General features: G+C 52.0%; 11 protein-coding genes and 1 pseudogene. 10 read left to right on the forward strand and 2 right to left on the reverse strand.

All coding sequences use genetic code 11. From position 1 onward, the window contains the following. Window positions 1-22 precede the first annotated feature (22 nt). The 10 genes and pseudogenes from RZA33_RS11040 (at window position 23) to RZA33_RS11085 (ending at window position 11,875) form a co-directional block, all read left to right on the forward strand. Window positions 23-2,416 (forward strand): class I SAM-dependent DNA methyltransferase, encoded by a 2,394-nt coding sequence (locus RZA33_RS11040; protein WP_317507767.1) that lies wholly within the window; start codon window positions 23-25, stop codon window positions 2,414-2,416. Then, the gene (locus RZA33_RS11045; RefSeq protein ID WP_317507768.1) at window positions 2,413-3,648 is read left to right on the forward strand and encodes a restriction endonuclease subunit S; all 1,236 of its coding nucleotides are present in this window, start codon (window positions 2,413-2,415) and stop codon (window positions 3,646-3,648) included. Before RZA33_RS11040 ends, RZA33_RS11045 begins: the two co-directional genes overlap by 4 nt. Before the next feature lie 9 nt (window positions 3,649-3,657). Further along, window positions 3,658-6,708, forward strand: coding sequence for a type I restriction endonuclease subunit R (locus RZA33_RS11050; protein WP_317507769.1), 3,051 nt, complete (start codon window positions 3,658-3,660; stop codon window positions 6,706-6,708). Between the two features lie 68 nt (window positions 6,709-6,776). Next, a complete protein-coding gene (locus RZA33_RS11055; protein WP_317507770.1) occupies window positions 6,777-7,664 on the forward strand; it encodes a GIY-YIG nuclease family protein in 888 nt (295 codons plus the stop codon). A 190-nt stretch (window positions 7,665-7,854) separates the two neighbouring features. Continuing rightward, window positions 7,855-8,805, forward strand: a complete 951-nt coding sequence (locus RZA33_RS11060) for a DUF808 domain-containing protein (RefSeq protein WP_317507771.1) — start codon at window positions 7,855-7,857, stop codon at window positions 8,803-8,805. Between the two features lie 162 nt (window positions 8,806-8,967). Further along, entirely contained in the window at window positions 8,968-9,147 is a 180-nt protein-coding gene (locus tag RZA33_RS11065) for an AbiEi antitoxin N-terminal domain-containing protein (RefSeq protein ID WP_317507847.1), read from the forward strand. Beyond that, window positions 9,108-9,731, forward strand: a complete 624-nt coding sequence (locus tag RZA33_RS11070) for a type IV toxin-antitoxin system AbiEi family antitoxin domain-containing protein (RefSeq protein ID WP_317507848.1) — start codon at window positions 9,108-9,110, stop codon at window positions 9,729-9,731. The genes RZA33_RS11065 and RZA33_RS11070 overlap by 40 nt, the downstream gene beginning before the upstream one ends. After that, window positions 9,721-9,948 (forward strand): annotated as a pseudogene (locus RZA33_RS11075) (nucleotidyl transferase AbiEii/AbiGii toxin family protein); the annotation flags it as partial. The gene RZA33_RS11070 and the pseudogene RZA33_RS11075, both read left to right, overlap by 11 nt. 101 nt (window positions 9,949-10,049) lie before the next feature. Then, window positions 10,050-10,316, forward strand: coding sequence for a hypothetical protein (locus tag RZA33_RS11080; protein WP_317507773.1), 267 nt, complete (start codon window positions 10,050-10,052; stop codon window positions 10,314-10,316). 575 nt (window positions 10,317-10,891) lie between these two features. Next, a complete protein-coding gene (locus RZA33_RS11085) occupies window positions 10,892-11,875 on the forward strand; it encodes a virulence protein RhuM/Fic/DOC family protein (protein WP_317507774.1) in 984 nt (327 codons plus the stop codon). A gap of 90 nt (window positions 11,876-11,965) precedes the next feature. Here RZA33_RS11085 and RZA33_RS11090 read toward each other — a convergent pair whose 3' ends face one another. Together RZA33_RS11090 and RZA33_RS11095 are read right to left on the reverse strand one after the other, a co-directional pair. Beyond that, entirely contained in the window at window positions 11,966-13,237 is a 1,272-nt protein-coding gene (locus RZA33_RS11090; protein ID WP_317507775.1) for a type II toxin-antitoxin system HipA family toxin, read from the reverse strand. Next, window positions 13,227-13,490 (reverse strand): helix-turn-helix transcriptional regulator, encoded by a 264-nt coding sequence (locus RZA33_RS11095; RefSeq protein ID WP_317507776.1) that lies wholly within the window; start codon window positions 13,488-13,490, stop codon window positions 13,227-13,229. Before RZA33_RS11095 ends, RZA33_RS11090 begins: the two co-directional genes overlap by 11 nt. Between the last annotated feature and the right edge of the window lie 357 nt (window positions 13,491-13,847).

Here is a 13,847-nt window from a genome sequence, read left to right on the forward strand (position 1 = left end):
AACAATAGGTTGTAATGATTTAATGAACTATTCTTCCCATAACAGCCTTGTCTCTTTTATTTGGAAAATTGCCGACGACTGCCTGCGCGACGTTTATGTCCGCGGCAAGTACCGTGATGTCATTCTGCCCATGGTGGTGTTGCGCCGTTTGGATACGCTTCTAGAGCCCACTAAGGAAGCTGTGCTCGAAGAAGTTCGTTATCAGAAGGAAGACCAAGACGCGCTAGAATTTGATGATGATCCGCTAGAAGCGGCGTCCGGCTATGTTTTTTACAACATCAGCCAGTGGACGCTAAAAAAGCTGCATAGCACCGCGACCAACAACCAACAAATCTTGCTAGCGAACATTGAGGACTACCTCGATGGTTTCAGCGACAACGTCAAAGAGATTATCACCCGCTTTAAACTTTTTGATCAGATGCGCCTCATGGCGAACAAGCAAGTGCTGCTGGACGTCATCGAGAATTTTGTCTCGCCCCGGATCAACCTAACACCTCATGATGCAGAAGACCCTGAAGGCAACGTCTTGCCGGGTTTGTCGAACCTTGGCATGGGCTATGTGTTTGAAGAGTTGATCCGTAAGTTCAACGAGGAGAACAATGAGGAAGCGGGGGAGCACTTTACCCCGCGCGAGGTTATTCACCTTATGACCCACCTCATGTTCGACCCGATCAAAGGTCAGCTCCCACCTGTCATGACGATCTACGACCCTGCCTGTGGGTCGGGCGGCATGCTGACTGAAGCGCAGAACTATATCAAAGACACTGAAGGGCAGATCCAGGCGAAAGGTGATGTCTATCTCTACGGTAAGGAGATCAATGACGAGACCTACGCGATCTGCAAATCGGACATGATGATCAAGGGCAACAACCCTGAAAACATCCGCGTCGGTTCCACGCTCTCCACCGATGAGTTTTCGGCCCATCGCTTCGACTTCATGCTCTCCAACCCGCCTTATGGGAAAAGCTGGAACAGCGAGGTCAAATATATCAAAGATGGCAAAGACGTCATCGATCCTCGCTTTCAGGTCGAACTGGCCGATTATTGGGGCAATAAAGAGACCGTAGACGCCACTCCGCGCTCTTCGGATGGCCAGCTTCTGTTCCTGATGGAGATGGTTAACAAGATGAAGCCTGCGGGCACCAGCCCGCTTGGCTCACGCATTGCCAGTGTTCACAACGGCTCCAGCCTGTTTACTGGGGATGCGGGTAGCGGTGAATCCAATATCCGCCGCTACATCATTGAAAACGATATGCTGGATACCATCATCCAGCTGCCGAATAACCTCTTTTACAACACTGGCATCACCACCTACATCTGGCTGTTGACCAACGCCAAACCCGAGGCACGCAAAGGTCGTGTTCAACTGATCGACGCCAATCTGCTCTACCGCAAGCTGCGCAAGAACCTGGGTGATAAGAACTGTGAGTTCTCAGACGAACACGTCCAGCAGATTACCAATGCCTACCTGAATTTTGCGCCCATTGAGCGTGAGGTTGATGCTAACAATGACCCGCTAGGCATCGCTGCTCAGGTCTTCGATAACGAAGATTTCGGCTATCACAAAGTCATCATCGAACGCCCCGACCGTCGCCGCGCTGGTTTCAGTATTGAGCGCATCGCGCCGCTACGTTTTGATAAGAGCCTGCGTGAACCGATGGAGTGGCTCTGGGCGGAACACGGAGAGAAAGTCTACGAAACGGGCTTTCTGAAGGGTGAAGCCAAGGCCATCACCGCCTGGTGCGAGGAGCAGGGCATTACCCTGAACGCCAAGCAGCGCGGCAAGCTCATTGATACGAAATACTGGGCGAAATTACGCGACCTGGTGAACATCGCTAACCAGCTTATGGATGATATCGGCACCGAGGAAACCGCCGACTTCAACGCCTTCCGTGACGATGTCAGCAAAGCGATCAAGGCTCGCAAGATGAAGGTCTCGGCAGCCGAGAAAAACGCCATTCTTAACGCCGTGAGCTGGTACGACGAAAAAGCGGAGAAGGTGATTGCCAAACGCTATCCGCTTTCAGAAGAGGGCGTGACAGATATTGCTGAACGCTTTGAATGTACCGTGGCACAACTGGCAGATTTTGGTTACTACCGGCAGCCCGATGGCAGCTATCTGACCTATGAGAGCGCAACCGACCTGCGCGATGCGGAAAGTGTGCCACTAAAAGACAGCATCCACCGTTACTTCCTGGCGGAGGTAAAGCCTCACGTAGAGGAGGCCTGGATCAATCTTGACTCAGTCAAAATCGGCTACGAGATCAGCTTTAATAAATATTTCTACCGCCACAAGCCGCTGCGTAGTCTGGAAGAAGTGACGCAGGATATTCTGGCGCTTGAGAAAAAAGCTGACGGATTGATTGCGGATATACTTGGAGTCGAAGTAGCGACGAAGTTGGAGTCGGTGGAATGAACGTCGCGGCTTATCCTAAGTATGAGAGTTACAAACATACGAGTATCAAATGGTCCCCTGAAATACCTAAGCATTGGGACATTATGCCGTTGAAGTCCATGGCAGGCCTGAAAAGCGGAGACACGATTACAGCCGAGCAATTCACAAGCGATGGTTTTCCTGTTTACGGAGGAAACGGATTCCGAGGTTTTACGGATAGAAAAACACACACCGGGAACTTTGTGTTGATTGGAAGACAAGGCGCGTTATGTGGGAATGTGAACTATGCGCATGATGACTTTTTTGCGACGGAGCACGCCATAGTTGTATCGCCCAAGAAATCACTTGAAACAATCTGGCTCGGAGAAGCCATACGTTGTGCGGATTTCAACCAGTTATCCCAATCTGCAGCTCAACCAGGCATCTCTACTGAAGTGATTGGCAACCAGCGCTTTCCATTTCCCCCACTCCCCGAACAACGCGCTATCGCGGCATTTCTGGATGGAAAATGCGCCAAGATCGACGAGGCGGTGCGGATCAAGGAGGAGCAGATCAAACTCTTGCGCGAGCGCAGGCAGATCCTGATTCAGGAGGCCGTCACCCGTGGTCTGAATCCTGATGTTCCCATGAAGAACAGCGGCATCGACTGGATTGGGGAGATTCCTGCGCATTGGGAGGTTCGGCGTGGAAAGTATCTTTTTCGAGAAGTAAATGAGCGGTCTGAAAGTGGCAATGAAGAGCTTCTTTCAGTCTCGCATACCAGCGGAGTGACGCCTCGGTCTGAAAAGAACGTCAATATGTTTTTGGCTGAAGACTACACCGGCTCCAAACTCTGCCGACCAGGCGATATCGTTATCAATACAATGTGGGCGTGGATGGGAGCCTTGGGAGTGTCAGACCTGAGAGGAATTATTAGTCCGTCTTACGGCGTTTATCGCTCATTGCAGAAAGGGGCTTTCAACCGGCGTTTTCTGGAATGGCTGTTGCGCACCACTCCTTTTATTGAGCAATACAATAAAATTTCGACAGGGCTACATTCGTCACGCCTGCGGCTATATCCGCACATGTTCTTAGGAATGCCCATAGCGTTTCCTAACCGTGATGAGCAGGATTCGATCGTTACACATGTCGAAGTCGAAGCCGAGAAAATCGACAAAGCTATTTCAATCAAACAAGACCAGATCACCACGCTCAAAGAATACAAAACCAGCCTGATCAATTCAGCGGTAACGGGCAAGATCAAAGTGATTTAAGGAGCAGTGATGAGCTATGCGGTCAGCAACACCAAGGAAATCGCGCTGGAACAGGCCATCGAAAAACACTTGGCTGGTACCACCACGGAAGCGCAGGCGCAGGGTATAACGGAAGCCGTGGCCTATGGCGTAGGCGCTTACCGCATTGGCCATACTGCCGACTTTGACCCCGCGCTGGCGCTGGATACCGTCAAGTTCTGGGCGTTTCTGGAGGCGACCCAAGGCAAAGCGCTTGAAAAGCTGCAAACCCGCAACCCCGCTGACTGGCAAGCTAAAATCCTCGGGCAGTTCGATAAGCTGGTGAAGCGCAAGGGCATATTGCATCTGTTAAAAAAGGGCCTGCCGGTTGAGGATGAACACTTCACGCTGATGTATCCCGCGCCGCTGGCTAGCTCCTCGCCCAAGGTTCACGATAACTTCGCCGCCAATATCTGGAGCGTGACCCGTCAGGTTCACCACTCGCTGTCGAACCCGAACGAATCCGTGGATATGGTGCTGTTCGTTAACGGACTGCCTATCGCCACGCTGGAATTGAAAAACGCCTGGACGAACCAGACGGCCCGTTATCATGGGCAGAAACAGTATCGTGACCGGGATGCCAGCCAGCCACTAATGCAGTTCGGTCGCGTGCTGGTACACATGACAGCCGATACAGATGAAGCCTGGATGGCAACTAAGCTGTCCGGTGATTCGACCTACTTTCTGCCTTTCAATAAGGGCCATAACGAGGGTGCAGGCAATCCGCTCAACCCCAACGGCCATAAGACCGCTTACTTGTGGGAAGAGGTCTTCCAGCCTAAAAGCCTCGCTGGCATTATTCAGCATTTTGTTCTACTGGAAGGCAAAAGCAGCGATCCGCTGGCAAAGAAGGCTCTTATCTTCCCGCGTTATCAACAGCTAGATGTGGTGCGCAAACTTCTGAATCACACCGCAACGCATGGCGTTGGGCACAGGTATCTTATCCAGCACTCTGCGGGCTCGGGCAAGTCGAATAGCATTACCTGGGCGGCCTATCAACTGATTGAAAGTTATCCCAAGCAGCTGGACTTGCCTGGCGCAAAAGCGCTTGATGCACCGCTATTTGATAGCGTGATTGTGGTGACCGACCGTCGCCTGCTGGATAAGCAGCTGCGCGATAACATCCGTGATTTTTCCGAAGTGAAAAACATCGTCGCCCCGGCGATGCGTTCGGCGGATCTCAAGGCAGCGCTGGAGAACGGTAAGAAGATCATCATCACGACGATTCAGAAGTTCCCCTTCATCATCGACGGTATTGAAGATCTAAGCGACAAGCGTTTTGCCGTGATTATCGATGAGGCTCATAGCGGGCAAACCAGTCACGCTCAAGGCAATATGAATAAAGCCATGGGCGGAAGTGCAGAAGAGGAGGAAGAGGATAATCAGGACAAGATTCTCAAGTCCATACAGGGACGTAAGCAGCGTAGCAACGCTTCCTACTTTGCGTTCACGGCCACACCCAAAAACAGTACGCTGGAAATGTTCGGTGAGGCGCAGCCGGATGGCAGCTTTAAACCTTTCCACCTCTACAGTATGAAGCAGGCCATCGAGGAGGGCTTTATCCTTGATGTGCTGGCTAACTACACCACCTACAAAGGTTATTACGAGATACAGAAGTCTATCGAAGGCAATCCCCAGTTCGACACCGCCAAGGCGCAGAAGCAGCTGCGTGCTTATGTTGAGCGCAGCCAACAGACGATCAACATCAAGGCTGAAGTCATGGTCGAGGACTTCGTCGATAACGTGGTGAACAAGAAGAAGCTGCGGGGAAAGGGTAAGGGAATGATCATCACGCAGAATATCGAGATGGCCATTCGCTACTACAAAGCCGTCCAGACCGAATTGGAAAAGCGTGGTAACCCATTCAAAGCGCTTATCGCCTTCTCGGGAGAGAAGGAGGTTGATGGGATCAAATATACGGAAGCGGAGATGAACGGCTTTCCGGAAGACAAAACTCGGAAGGCGTTCGACAAGGACGAATATCGTCTGCTTGTGGTGGCGAACAAATACCTGACGGGTTTCGACCAGCCGAAGCTCTGCGCCATGTATATCGACAAAAAGCTGCAATTCGTTCTTGCCGTACAGGCGCTATCCCGCTTGAACCGCTCCGCGCCGAAGTTGAACAAGCGCACTGAGGATCTGTTCGTGCTCGATTTCTTCAACTCGACCGAAGATATCAAGACCGCTTTCGACCCTTTCTTTACCGTTACCACGCTATCGCAGGCGACCGACGTCAATGTGCTGCATGAGCTGAAAGAGAGCCTTGATGATGAGGGCGTCTATGAATGGGCTGAGGTTGAGGATTTTTGTAAACGCTTCTTTGATCAAGAAGATGCGCAGCAGTTAAGTCCGCTCATTGATACGGCGGCTGAACGTTTTAATAACAGCCTGGAGCTCGAAGGTTCCGAGAAGATTGATTACAAAATCAAGGCCAAGCAGTTTGTAAAGATCTACGGGCAGATGGCGTCGATTATGCCCTTCGAGGTGCTGGCTTGGGAGCAGCTGTTCTGGCTCCTGAAGTTTCTTATCCCGAAGCTGAAGATCAAAGACCCAAATCAGGATGAGCTTGATGAGCTTCTTGAGTCAGTCGACCTATCGTCATACGGGTTAGGGCGCACTAGGCTAAATCACTCGATTGCGCTGGATGCTGAGGAAGCAACGCTAGATCCTCAAAACCCTAATCCACGCGGATACCGGGAAGACGAAGTTCAAAAAGATCCGCTGGAGGAAATCATTCGCAGCTTTAATGAGCGTTGGTTTCAAGGTTGGGGGGCAACGCCAGAGGAGCAGCGTGTGAAGTTCTTGAATATTCTTGAAAGTGTTCAGGCACATCCGGACTTTGAAGAGAAGTTTAACGAAAACCCCGACCCTTACTCCCGTGATCTCGCCTTTGAGCAGATCATGAGGGAAGTGATGTTAAAACGGCGCAAAGAGGAGATGGAGCTGTATAAACTTCATCAAGATCCAACGTTTAAGGCGTCTTTTTACCAAAGCATCAAAAATGCTCTTCCAAAGCCGGGGTTGGGTAACAATCTGTTCTAAGTGTGAGGTCAGCCCAAGGGCAAATGCGATCTCCATCAGGCTAAATTCTTTATTAATTTGGAGATCGCATGACACCTACTCAAGCCCGCCCAACCTCCATTCGTATCTTTCTCGCTGATGGCACGCCTGAAGGCTTGCGCTTAGTCGAGAAATCCAACTGGACGGGCAGGGCGGTGGTGGCTAACCGCTCCCAGCTTGAGCGTGCGCTGATGCGAGGCGAAATGGCACAACCCGGCGTGTATGTGCTCACCGGGCAAACGGAAGATGGTGTTTCCAAGCTTTACGTAGGCGAAGCCGATGCGCTGGGAGATCGTATCAAGCAGCATGTATCGGGTAAGGAGTTTTGGACGCGGGTGGTGGCGTTTACCAGCACCAACGAAGGCTTGAACAAAGCCAACGTGCGTTACCTGGAAGCAGGTTTACTGGCTCTGGCGAAGACCGCTAATCAGTGGGCGCTAGATAACGGGACCTTTCCTGCGCCGCCCCCACTTTCTGAAGCCGACCGTGCCGATGCCGAGTGGTTTTTAGCTGAAATGCTGGTGATTTTTCCGCTGTTGGGCATTGATGCGTTTGAAGCAGCTAGCAGCCAAGCCGCTGCGTCATCTTCAGAGCAAGTCGAGCCGCCGGTTACGCTTTATCTCAACGAACGTGGGGCCGAAGGTACCGGTAGAGAAGTCGCGGATGGCTTTGTGGTGTTAAAAGGCTCCCAGGCTCGCGCCGAAGAGATGGTTTCTATTCACGATTATATGCGCGAACAGCGCCAGCTTCTGCAAGAACGGGGCGTATTGGCGCCGCTAGATGGAAAGCTGGTCTTCACCCAAGATTTTCGTTTTTCGTCGCCATCAACCGCGGCGGGTGTGTTGGTCGGTGGCGCTTCAAACGGTCGGATTGCCTGGAAAGATGCGAGCGGTAAAACTTTGAGGGCCATACAGGATGAGCGCTTGGCGAGTATTTAATATGTGCTTACTGAGCTTCCCTCCGACCCAATAATATCCTCCACCTGATGCCGCTTTTGAGCAAACTCAGCGGGCGGCAGTTAATTGAGAAGGAGACTGAAACAACACTGCACTTGGTGCAAAAGAGGGCATCCGCCCCAGCCGCTATGTGCTTTACTATCTGCAACTGTTATTCACGGAGGAGTCACCCATGGCCATAGGCGGCTTGATAGGATTACTGGATGACATTGCCGCATTGGCGAAGTTGACCGCAGCATCATTGGACGATGTGAGTGCCGCCGCTGGGCGTGCGACGGCGAAGGCGGCTGGGGTGGTGGTCGATGATACGGCGGTGACGCCGCAATATCTGCAGGGGGTGGCAGCGGAGCGTGAACTGGCGATTGTGAAGCAGATCGCGCTGGGGTCTATCCGCAACAAGCTGATTTTTATCCTGCCGGTGGCGCTGCTGCTGAATCACTTTTTGCCCGCGCTATTGCCGATCATCCTGATGGTGGGCGGCACCTACCTGGCCTTTGAAGGCGCGGAGAAGGTTTGGCATAAGCTTTCCGGCAAACATGACGACGACAAACCGGCGGTAGAGAAGGGGCCGGAAGCCGAGAAAAAGATCGTGAGTGGTGCCATTCGTACCGACCTGATTCTGTCTGCTGAAATCATGGTGATCGCGCTGGCTACTGTCTCCCATCAAGGGTTCTGGTCACAGCTGGCGAGCCTGGTGGTGGTCGCGTTTTTCATCACACTTCTGGTGTATGGCGTGGTCGCACTGTTGATTAGGATGGATGATATCGGCCTGAAGCTCGCCCAGCGGGAGAGTTCGGGAGTTCAGACCCTGGGCCGTGGTCTGGTGACGGCCATGCCCAAGGTGCTAGCGACCATCTCGGTCGTGGGCACCGTCGCCATGCTCTGGGTGGGTGGGCATATCCTGATGGCCAATCTGGGGGCCGATGGCACGGGTTGGTTCAACGCACCCTATGCTTGGGTACACCATATCGAACAGGGCATTAGCGAGGCAACCGGTGCCTTGGGCGGTACGCTGGGCTGGAGCTTCAATACGCTGTGCTCTGCGGTGATTGGCTTTTTGGTGGGCTCGGTGGTGGTGGGGGCGTTGCACTTACTTCCCGTTAAGAAAACACAAAATATCTAAAATATTTAAGAATCAGATATTTTGTTAACTCAAAGTACACCATATTTAATTTTTTTAAAGAGCGCATGGTTAGCCCTTTAGTTAAGTTCTAATTTGTGAACCATGAGTACTCTTAAAGAAGAAAAGCTAAAGAAAGTGCTTGAAGCCTTACCTTCAGGGTTCATGGTCGATACCGCATGGCTTGAACGCTGCGGTGTCAGCCGTTTCCTTACTCGCAAATACGTCGATAGCGGTTGGCTGGAACGCGTTAACACCGCGGCGTCTTCCGACGCCCCGCGCCTCATGCAACAACGTCGGCCACCATCGATTGGAAAACCTGCCTGCTCTCCATGCAGCATATAATGCGCTATGACATCCATGTCGGCGGTACAACGGCGTTTGCCCAGCAGGGCTACGATCACTATCTGCGTCTGGGCAGCAATGCGCCTGTCTGGGTATATGGCGACGCCACACCCAACTGGCTCAGCAAGCTGCCACTAAACGCAACCGTCGAAACCCGTAGCACCTCGCTGTTCACCGACTCATCGCTTGGGTTAGCCAAGGACAACATCAACGACGAAGACACGCTGCCATGGGACTGGACGCTTAAAATGTCGGCACCCGAAAGGGCGATCATGGAAGCTATGGACGAGCTGCCCGACCATGAAAGTTTTCACAATCTCGATATGCTATTTGAGAGCCTGACAACGCTGCGCCCGAAACTACTGTCAGCTCTGCTGCAGAGTTGTAAGAAGATCAAGGTAAAGCGGCTGTTCTTTGTCTTTGCCGATCGCCACGACCACCCCTGGCGCAAGCGCCTTGATCCAACAGCATTCAATCTTGGGAGCGGCGACCGTGCACTGGTAAAAGGGGGGAAGATACATCCACGCTATCGCATCATGGTGCCTGAAGCGTTTGTAAGGGCGGAGACCAACGATGGCACGTGAAACATATGAAGCACAGGTCGCACTCCTTGTGCGTATTCTCCCGCATGTCGCCAAGGAAGATGTATTCGCGCTCAAGGGCGGCACGGCGATAAACCTGTTCTATCGTGATCTTCCGCGTTTGTCGGTCGATATAGACTTGACCTACCTGCCGGTGAAAGATCGAATCGATAGCCTTTCCGAGATCAGCAACGCGATGGATCGCATTGCGAGGGCCATTGAAGGCGGTATCGTTGGTGCCACTCGTATTCTGGCTCGCATGGGCTGCTGAATCCGAACCTAATCGACCTTGATAAGCCTTGGATCCAAGAATTTGAGGGAATGACCAGAACCGCCGTTAGCCTTGAAGAACTCTTGAATACACGCAAGCGATTGATTGCAGATATTCATTCTCGCTTCGATGAGAACACCAAGCGATTCCTACTGAGCCTGCATGACGGTTCACCCGATTTTGATGCCATTGATCGCCCACGGGCGGCGGCTCTGCCTGCCGTACGCTGGAAGCTTATCAATCTAGAAAAACTGAAAAACGAAAATGCCGCCAAGCATGCTGAGCAACATCATGAGCTGGAAGTATTGCTAGGGTAGGGAGGCTAAAGTGGCGCCATTGTTTTGCTTCTACTGAAAAGCTCTCCCTGTTCAATCATGGCCACTTCCAAAATGCCCCTTTGAGCCGAATACAGCACCTATTCGGCTCAATTTGTGATTCGAATAGGTTGTGAATACAGCCCCGCTCTCTTTTATAGCCCTGCCTCCATAGTGCTATTAGTGACCCACCTATCAGCGTTTCTTTTGGTAAGGCTAGAGCTGCTACTCGCACTTGCGCTGCCGTAAAGTATGGGATATGGCGTAAATCGATGAATACGGAATGTTTCGGAACTATCGTGCTGCGCCTGAACAAAGGCGGTGGGCTAGTGGCTCGGTATCCGCTTGGCGTCGACCTGGATCGGGCGCATCTCTGACCATCTTCATGTCAGGGTAATATTTTGCTGTATGAATAAACAGTTTTTGTGGTAAGGTTTACTTAACCTCTGATTGCGGGCGCGCTTGAGTCTCTCTTTTAGTATGGAAAGGTGACTACTGCCGTATTGAGTGCTGCTTGCTTGGGAGGTGCTTGTTCTGAAGACGTAAAGCGCTTTATGTAAACCTGGGAGGCAACACTCATGAATGATCAGCAAATACAGATATTCACCAGCGAAGATGGACAAGCACACCTTGAGGTGACGCTGGAGCAAGAGACTGTGTGGCTAAGCCAGGCGCAGATGGCAGAACTGTTTAACACCAAGCGCCCTGCAACAACCAAACACTTAAGTAATATTTATAAGAGTGGAGAGCTGGATGAAGACAGCACATGTTCCATTTTGGAACATATGGCTGAGCATGGGCAGCGATATCGCACCAAACACTACAACCTTGATGCTATTATTTCCGTTGGGTATCGGGTTAGCTCCAAGCGTGCCACCCAGTTCCGCAAGTGGGCAACTCATGTTCTTAAAGACCATTTGGTACAAGGCTATACCTTAAACCAACGCCGCCTAACCGAGCGTGGCATAGAATTTGAGCAAGCGGTGAGTTTGCTCAGCCGAACCCTGACCAATCAAGGCCTGGTTTCTACAGAAGGCGAAGCGGTTGCCCGCGTGATTAGCGATTACGCTCGCTCTTGGAGCTTGTTGCAGGGCTACGATGAGCAACAATTAGCTGAACTAAATATCAAGCAGCCCGGTATGCATTCGCTGGAGCTGGAAGAAGCCTTGAAAGCCATTGGTGAGTTAAAGCAAACCTTAATCGCTAAAGGCGAGGCAACTGAACTGTTCGGGCAGGTGCGGGGCGATGGTTTGACATCAGCCTTGGCTACCATTGAACAGGGTTTTGGCGACGAACTGTTTTACCCCAATGTGGCAACGCGGGCGGCGCATCTGCTTTATTTTGTGATTAAAAACCATCCTCTGGCCGATGGAAATAAGCGCTGTGGATCGTTTCTATTTCTATGGTACCTGCGCCGCAATGCGACCTTTTTGGCCCGGCCCGTCGAGCAATTAATCAACGACAATACGCTGGTGGCGTTAGCCCTGTTAGTGGCTGAAAGCCTACCTGATCAGAAAACGCTGATGATTCGGCTGATCGAACACTTCATCTTGCTGCGATAGCGGTTAACCCCCGCCGTTGAAAGCGGGGGATAACTGATTAAGCTTCTTCCATTCCCTCCACGATAAATACGCGTTAGTCGGCGCTTTGTATTAATCCGCCGACCATCGCTCAGGCATTTTTCGACAGTTGCTTAAAAGCCGTTGCTGCAATCTCTCCAGCAGCGTCTGCTCGGCGCCTTGATCAGCTATTGCGCTCAGTGTGTTAAGAGTGCTGTCGATAGCCGCCGGCATGCGTTCAGCAAGTTCGAATCCCTGTTTTAAGAAGTAACGTGGCTGGAACCGTAGTGAGCGGGCCAACGCCTCAAGGTGTGAGCGCTTGATACTACCGGGGCGAGACTCACCGGTGACACTCAGCGCAAAGTGGCTTGAAAGGCTGCTATAAAGCGCAGTACTCATCAAATCGTAGAACGGCGCCAATCGGGGGCCTTCATCGGTATAGAGGATAGCGAGATTCTTGGCGTGACTATCGTTGTTTCCAATCAACAGGTTGAAAAAGAGCCAGCCGATCAGACGCTGCAAGTCTTTAGCTGGTGCGCCTGATTGCTGCAGGAGTTCACGACAGCGAACCAGCCCCGGGCCGCCGTCGCTTTCGTATTTGATCAGCGAAGGTGTGCCAGCCAACTGGCAGAAATCGAGTTGATGCAGGCGCCGCAATCTACCTTGTGCGTCGGGAATTCGATCGTAGCGGCGCACTAGGCAGGCGCGGGTTTCGGGTTGGTAGCTAGCCTCGGCGACTTCGAGCCCGAGTTCAGCGGCCAGCTGCATGCAAAAGGTTTCGTTGAGGGCGGTGGCCCAGACACCTTTCAGGCCTTTGATATCCGGCTTGAGGATATGGCTGGAAGGCGCCGAACCCTCTGGTATGGCGGGGCTTCCATCTGGCTGTACCATCAACAGTAATTTGTCTTGAGCACCGGCCAGTGAGATCCGCGCTTCTTCGCCTTGTTGCGAGAACGGTTGCGAAAACAACGGGCCTCGTTCCCGATGTTGCAAGTGTTCAGCCACAGTTTCCCAATGAATAGGCCGGTAGTGCGGCGGCGCCGGTGACTCGCCCGGTGAAAGTAGGGTGAAGCCGCTGGCCGTATCGCCACCAATGGCTTTCAGCAACCCAAAAACGGTCGTGGTGTGATGGCGAAGTTCCAGGTGATGGAGAAGATCACCTTCCGGCAGCAGGTTCTCAAAATAAGCCAACACGTCATCGCCTGCGTGAACCTGCTGCGTGAGTGGTAATGAGGGTGATAGTCCCACTGCTTTAGAGTATTCCAACCACTCCGATGCGTACTCGAAGCGAAGTGGTTGGGTATCGTACAACCACCCGACATGCCTTTCCTCATGATAAACCGTTAGGGTGCCGTCACTCGCCATGACGGTTGCCTCCTTTGCGCTTCACGACCACCTCAAGTCCCATCAAGTCCAACACGTCCAGCACTTTTTGTAACTGAAGCGTCGGCTTGCCTCGTTCTAGGTCGACGATAAAGCGATTACCGGTGCCTGCAAGGCCCGCTAGATCAATCTGTAATAACCCTTGTTCGGCACGTAGCTGGCGCACCAGTTTGCCGAGGTCTTCGCTTTGGCGAATGGAAGTCGTCATTTGGGAGGGAGAATTATTGGTTGGCATAGGAACCTGCTTTTGATTACCGTCCGGTAATTTTAAACCCGATATCGGTGTCTCGCAATATAATAATTACCGAGCGGTAATTATTATATTAAAAAGCCCTAGAAGTCATTATAAATTACCGATCGGTAATTATGCGTGCTGCATTTTTTCTAAGGAACAAGCGCGCTTGAGTATTTGCTTTGGTATGTAAAGTTGAATACTGCTGCACCAGGGGCGGAACTGGAGAAAGAGGAAGCTACCCGGAAATTCCGGGTAGGGTACTAAGAGGAAAAGCGGCAGATTCGACGCCGGGCCAAGCAAGGCTTAGGTTTACAAGGCGAAGCCGTTAAGCTGGGGCATGTAAGCATTAGTGAAAAT

Origin of the sequence: Halovibrio sp. HP20-59 (assembly GCF_033052795.2) — a bacterium.
Classification (GTDB): Bacteria; Pseudomonadota; Gammaproteobacteria; order Pseudomonadales; family Halomonadaceae; genus Vreelandella.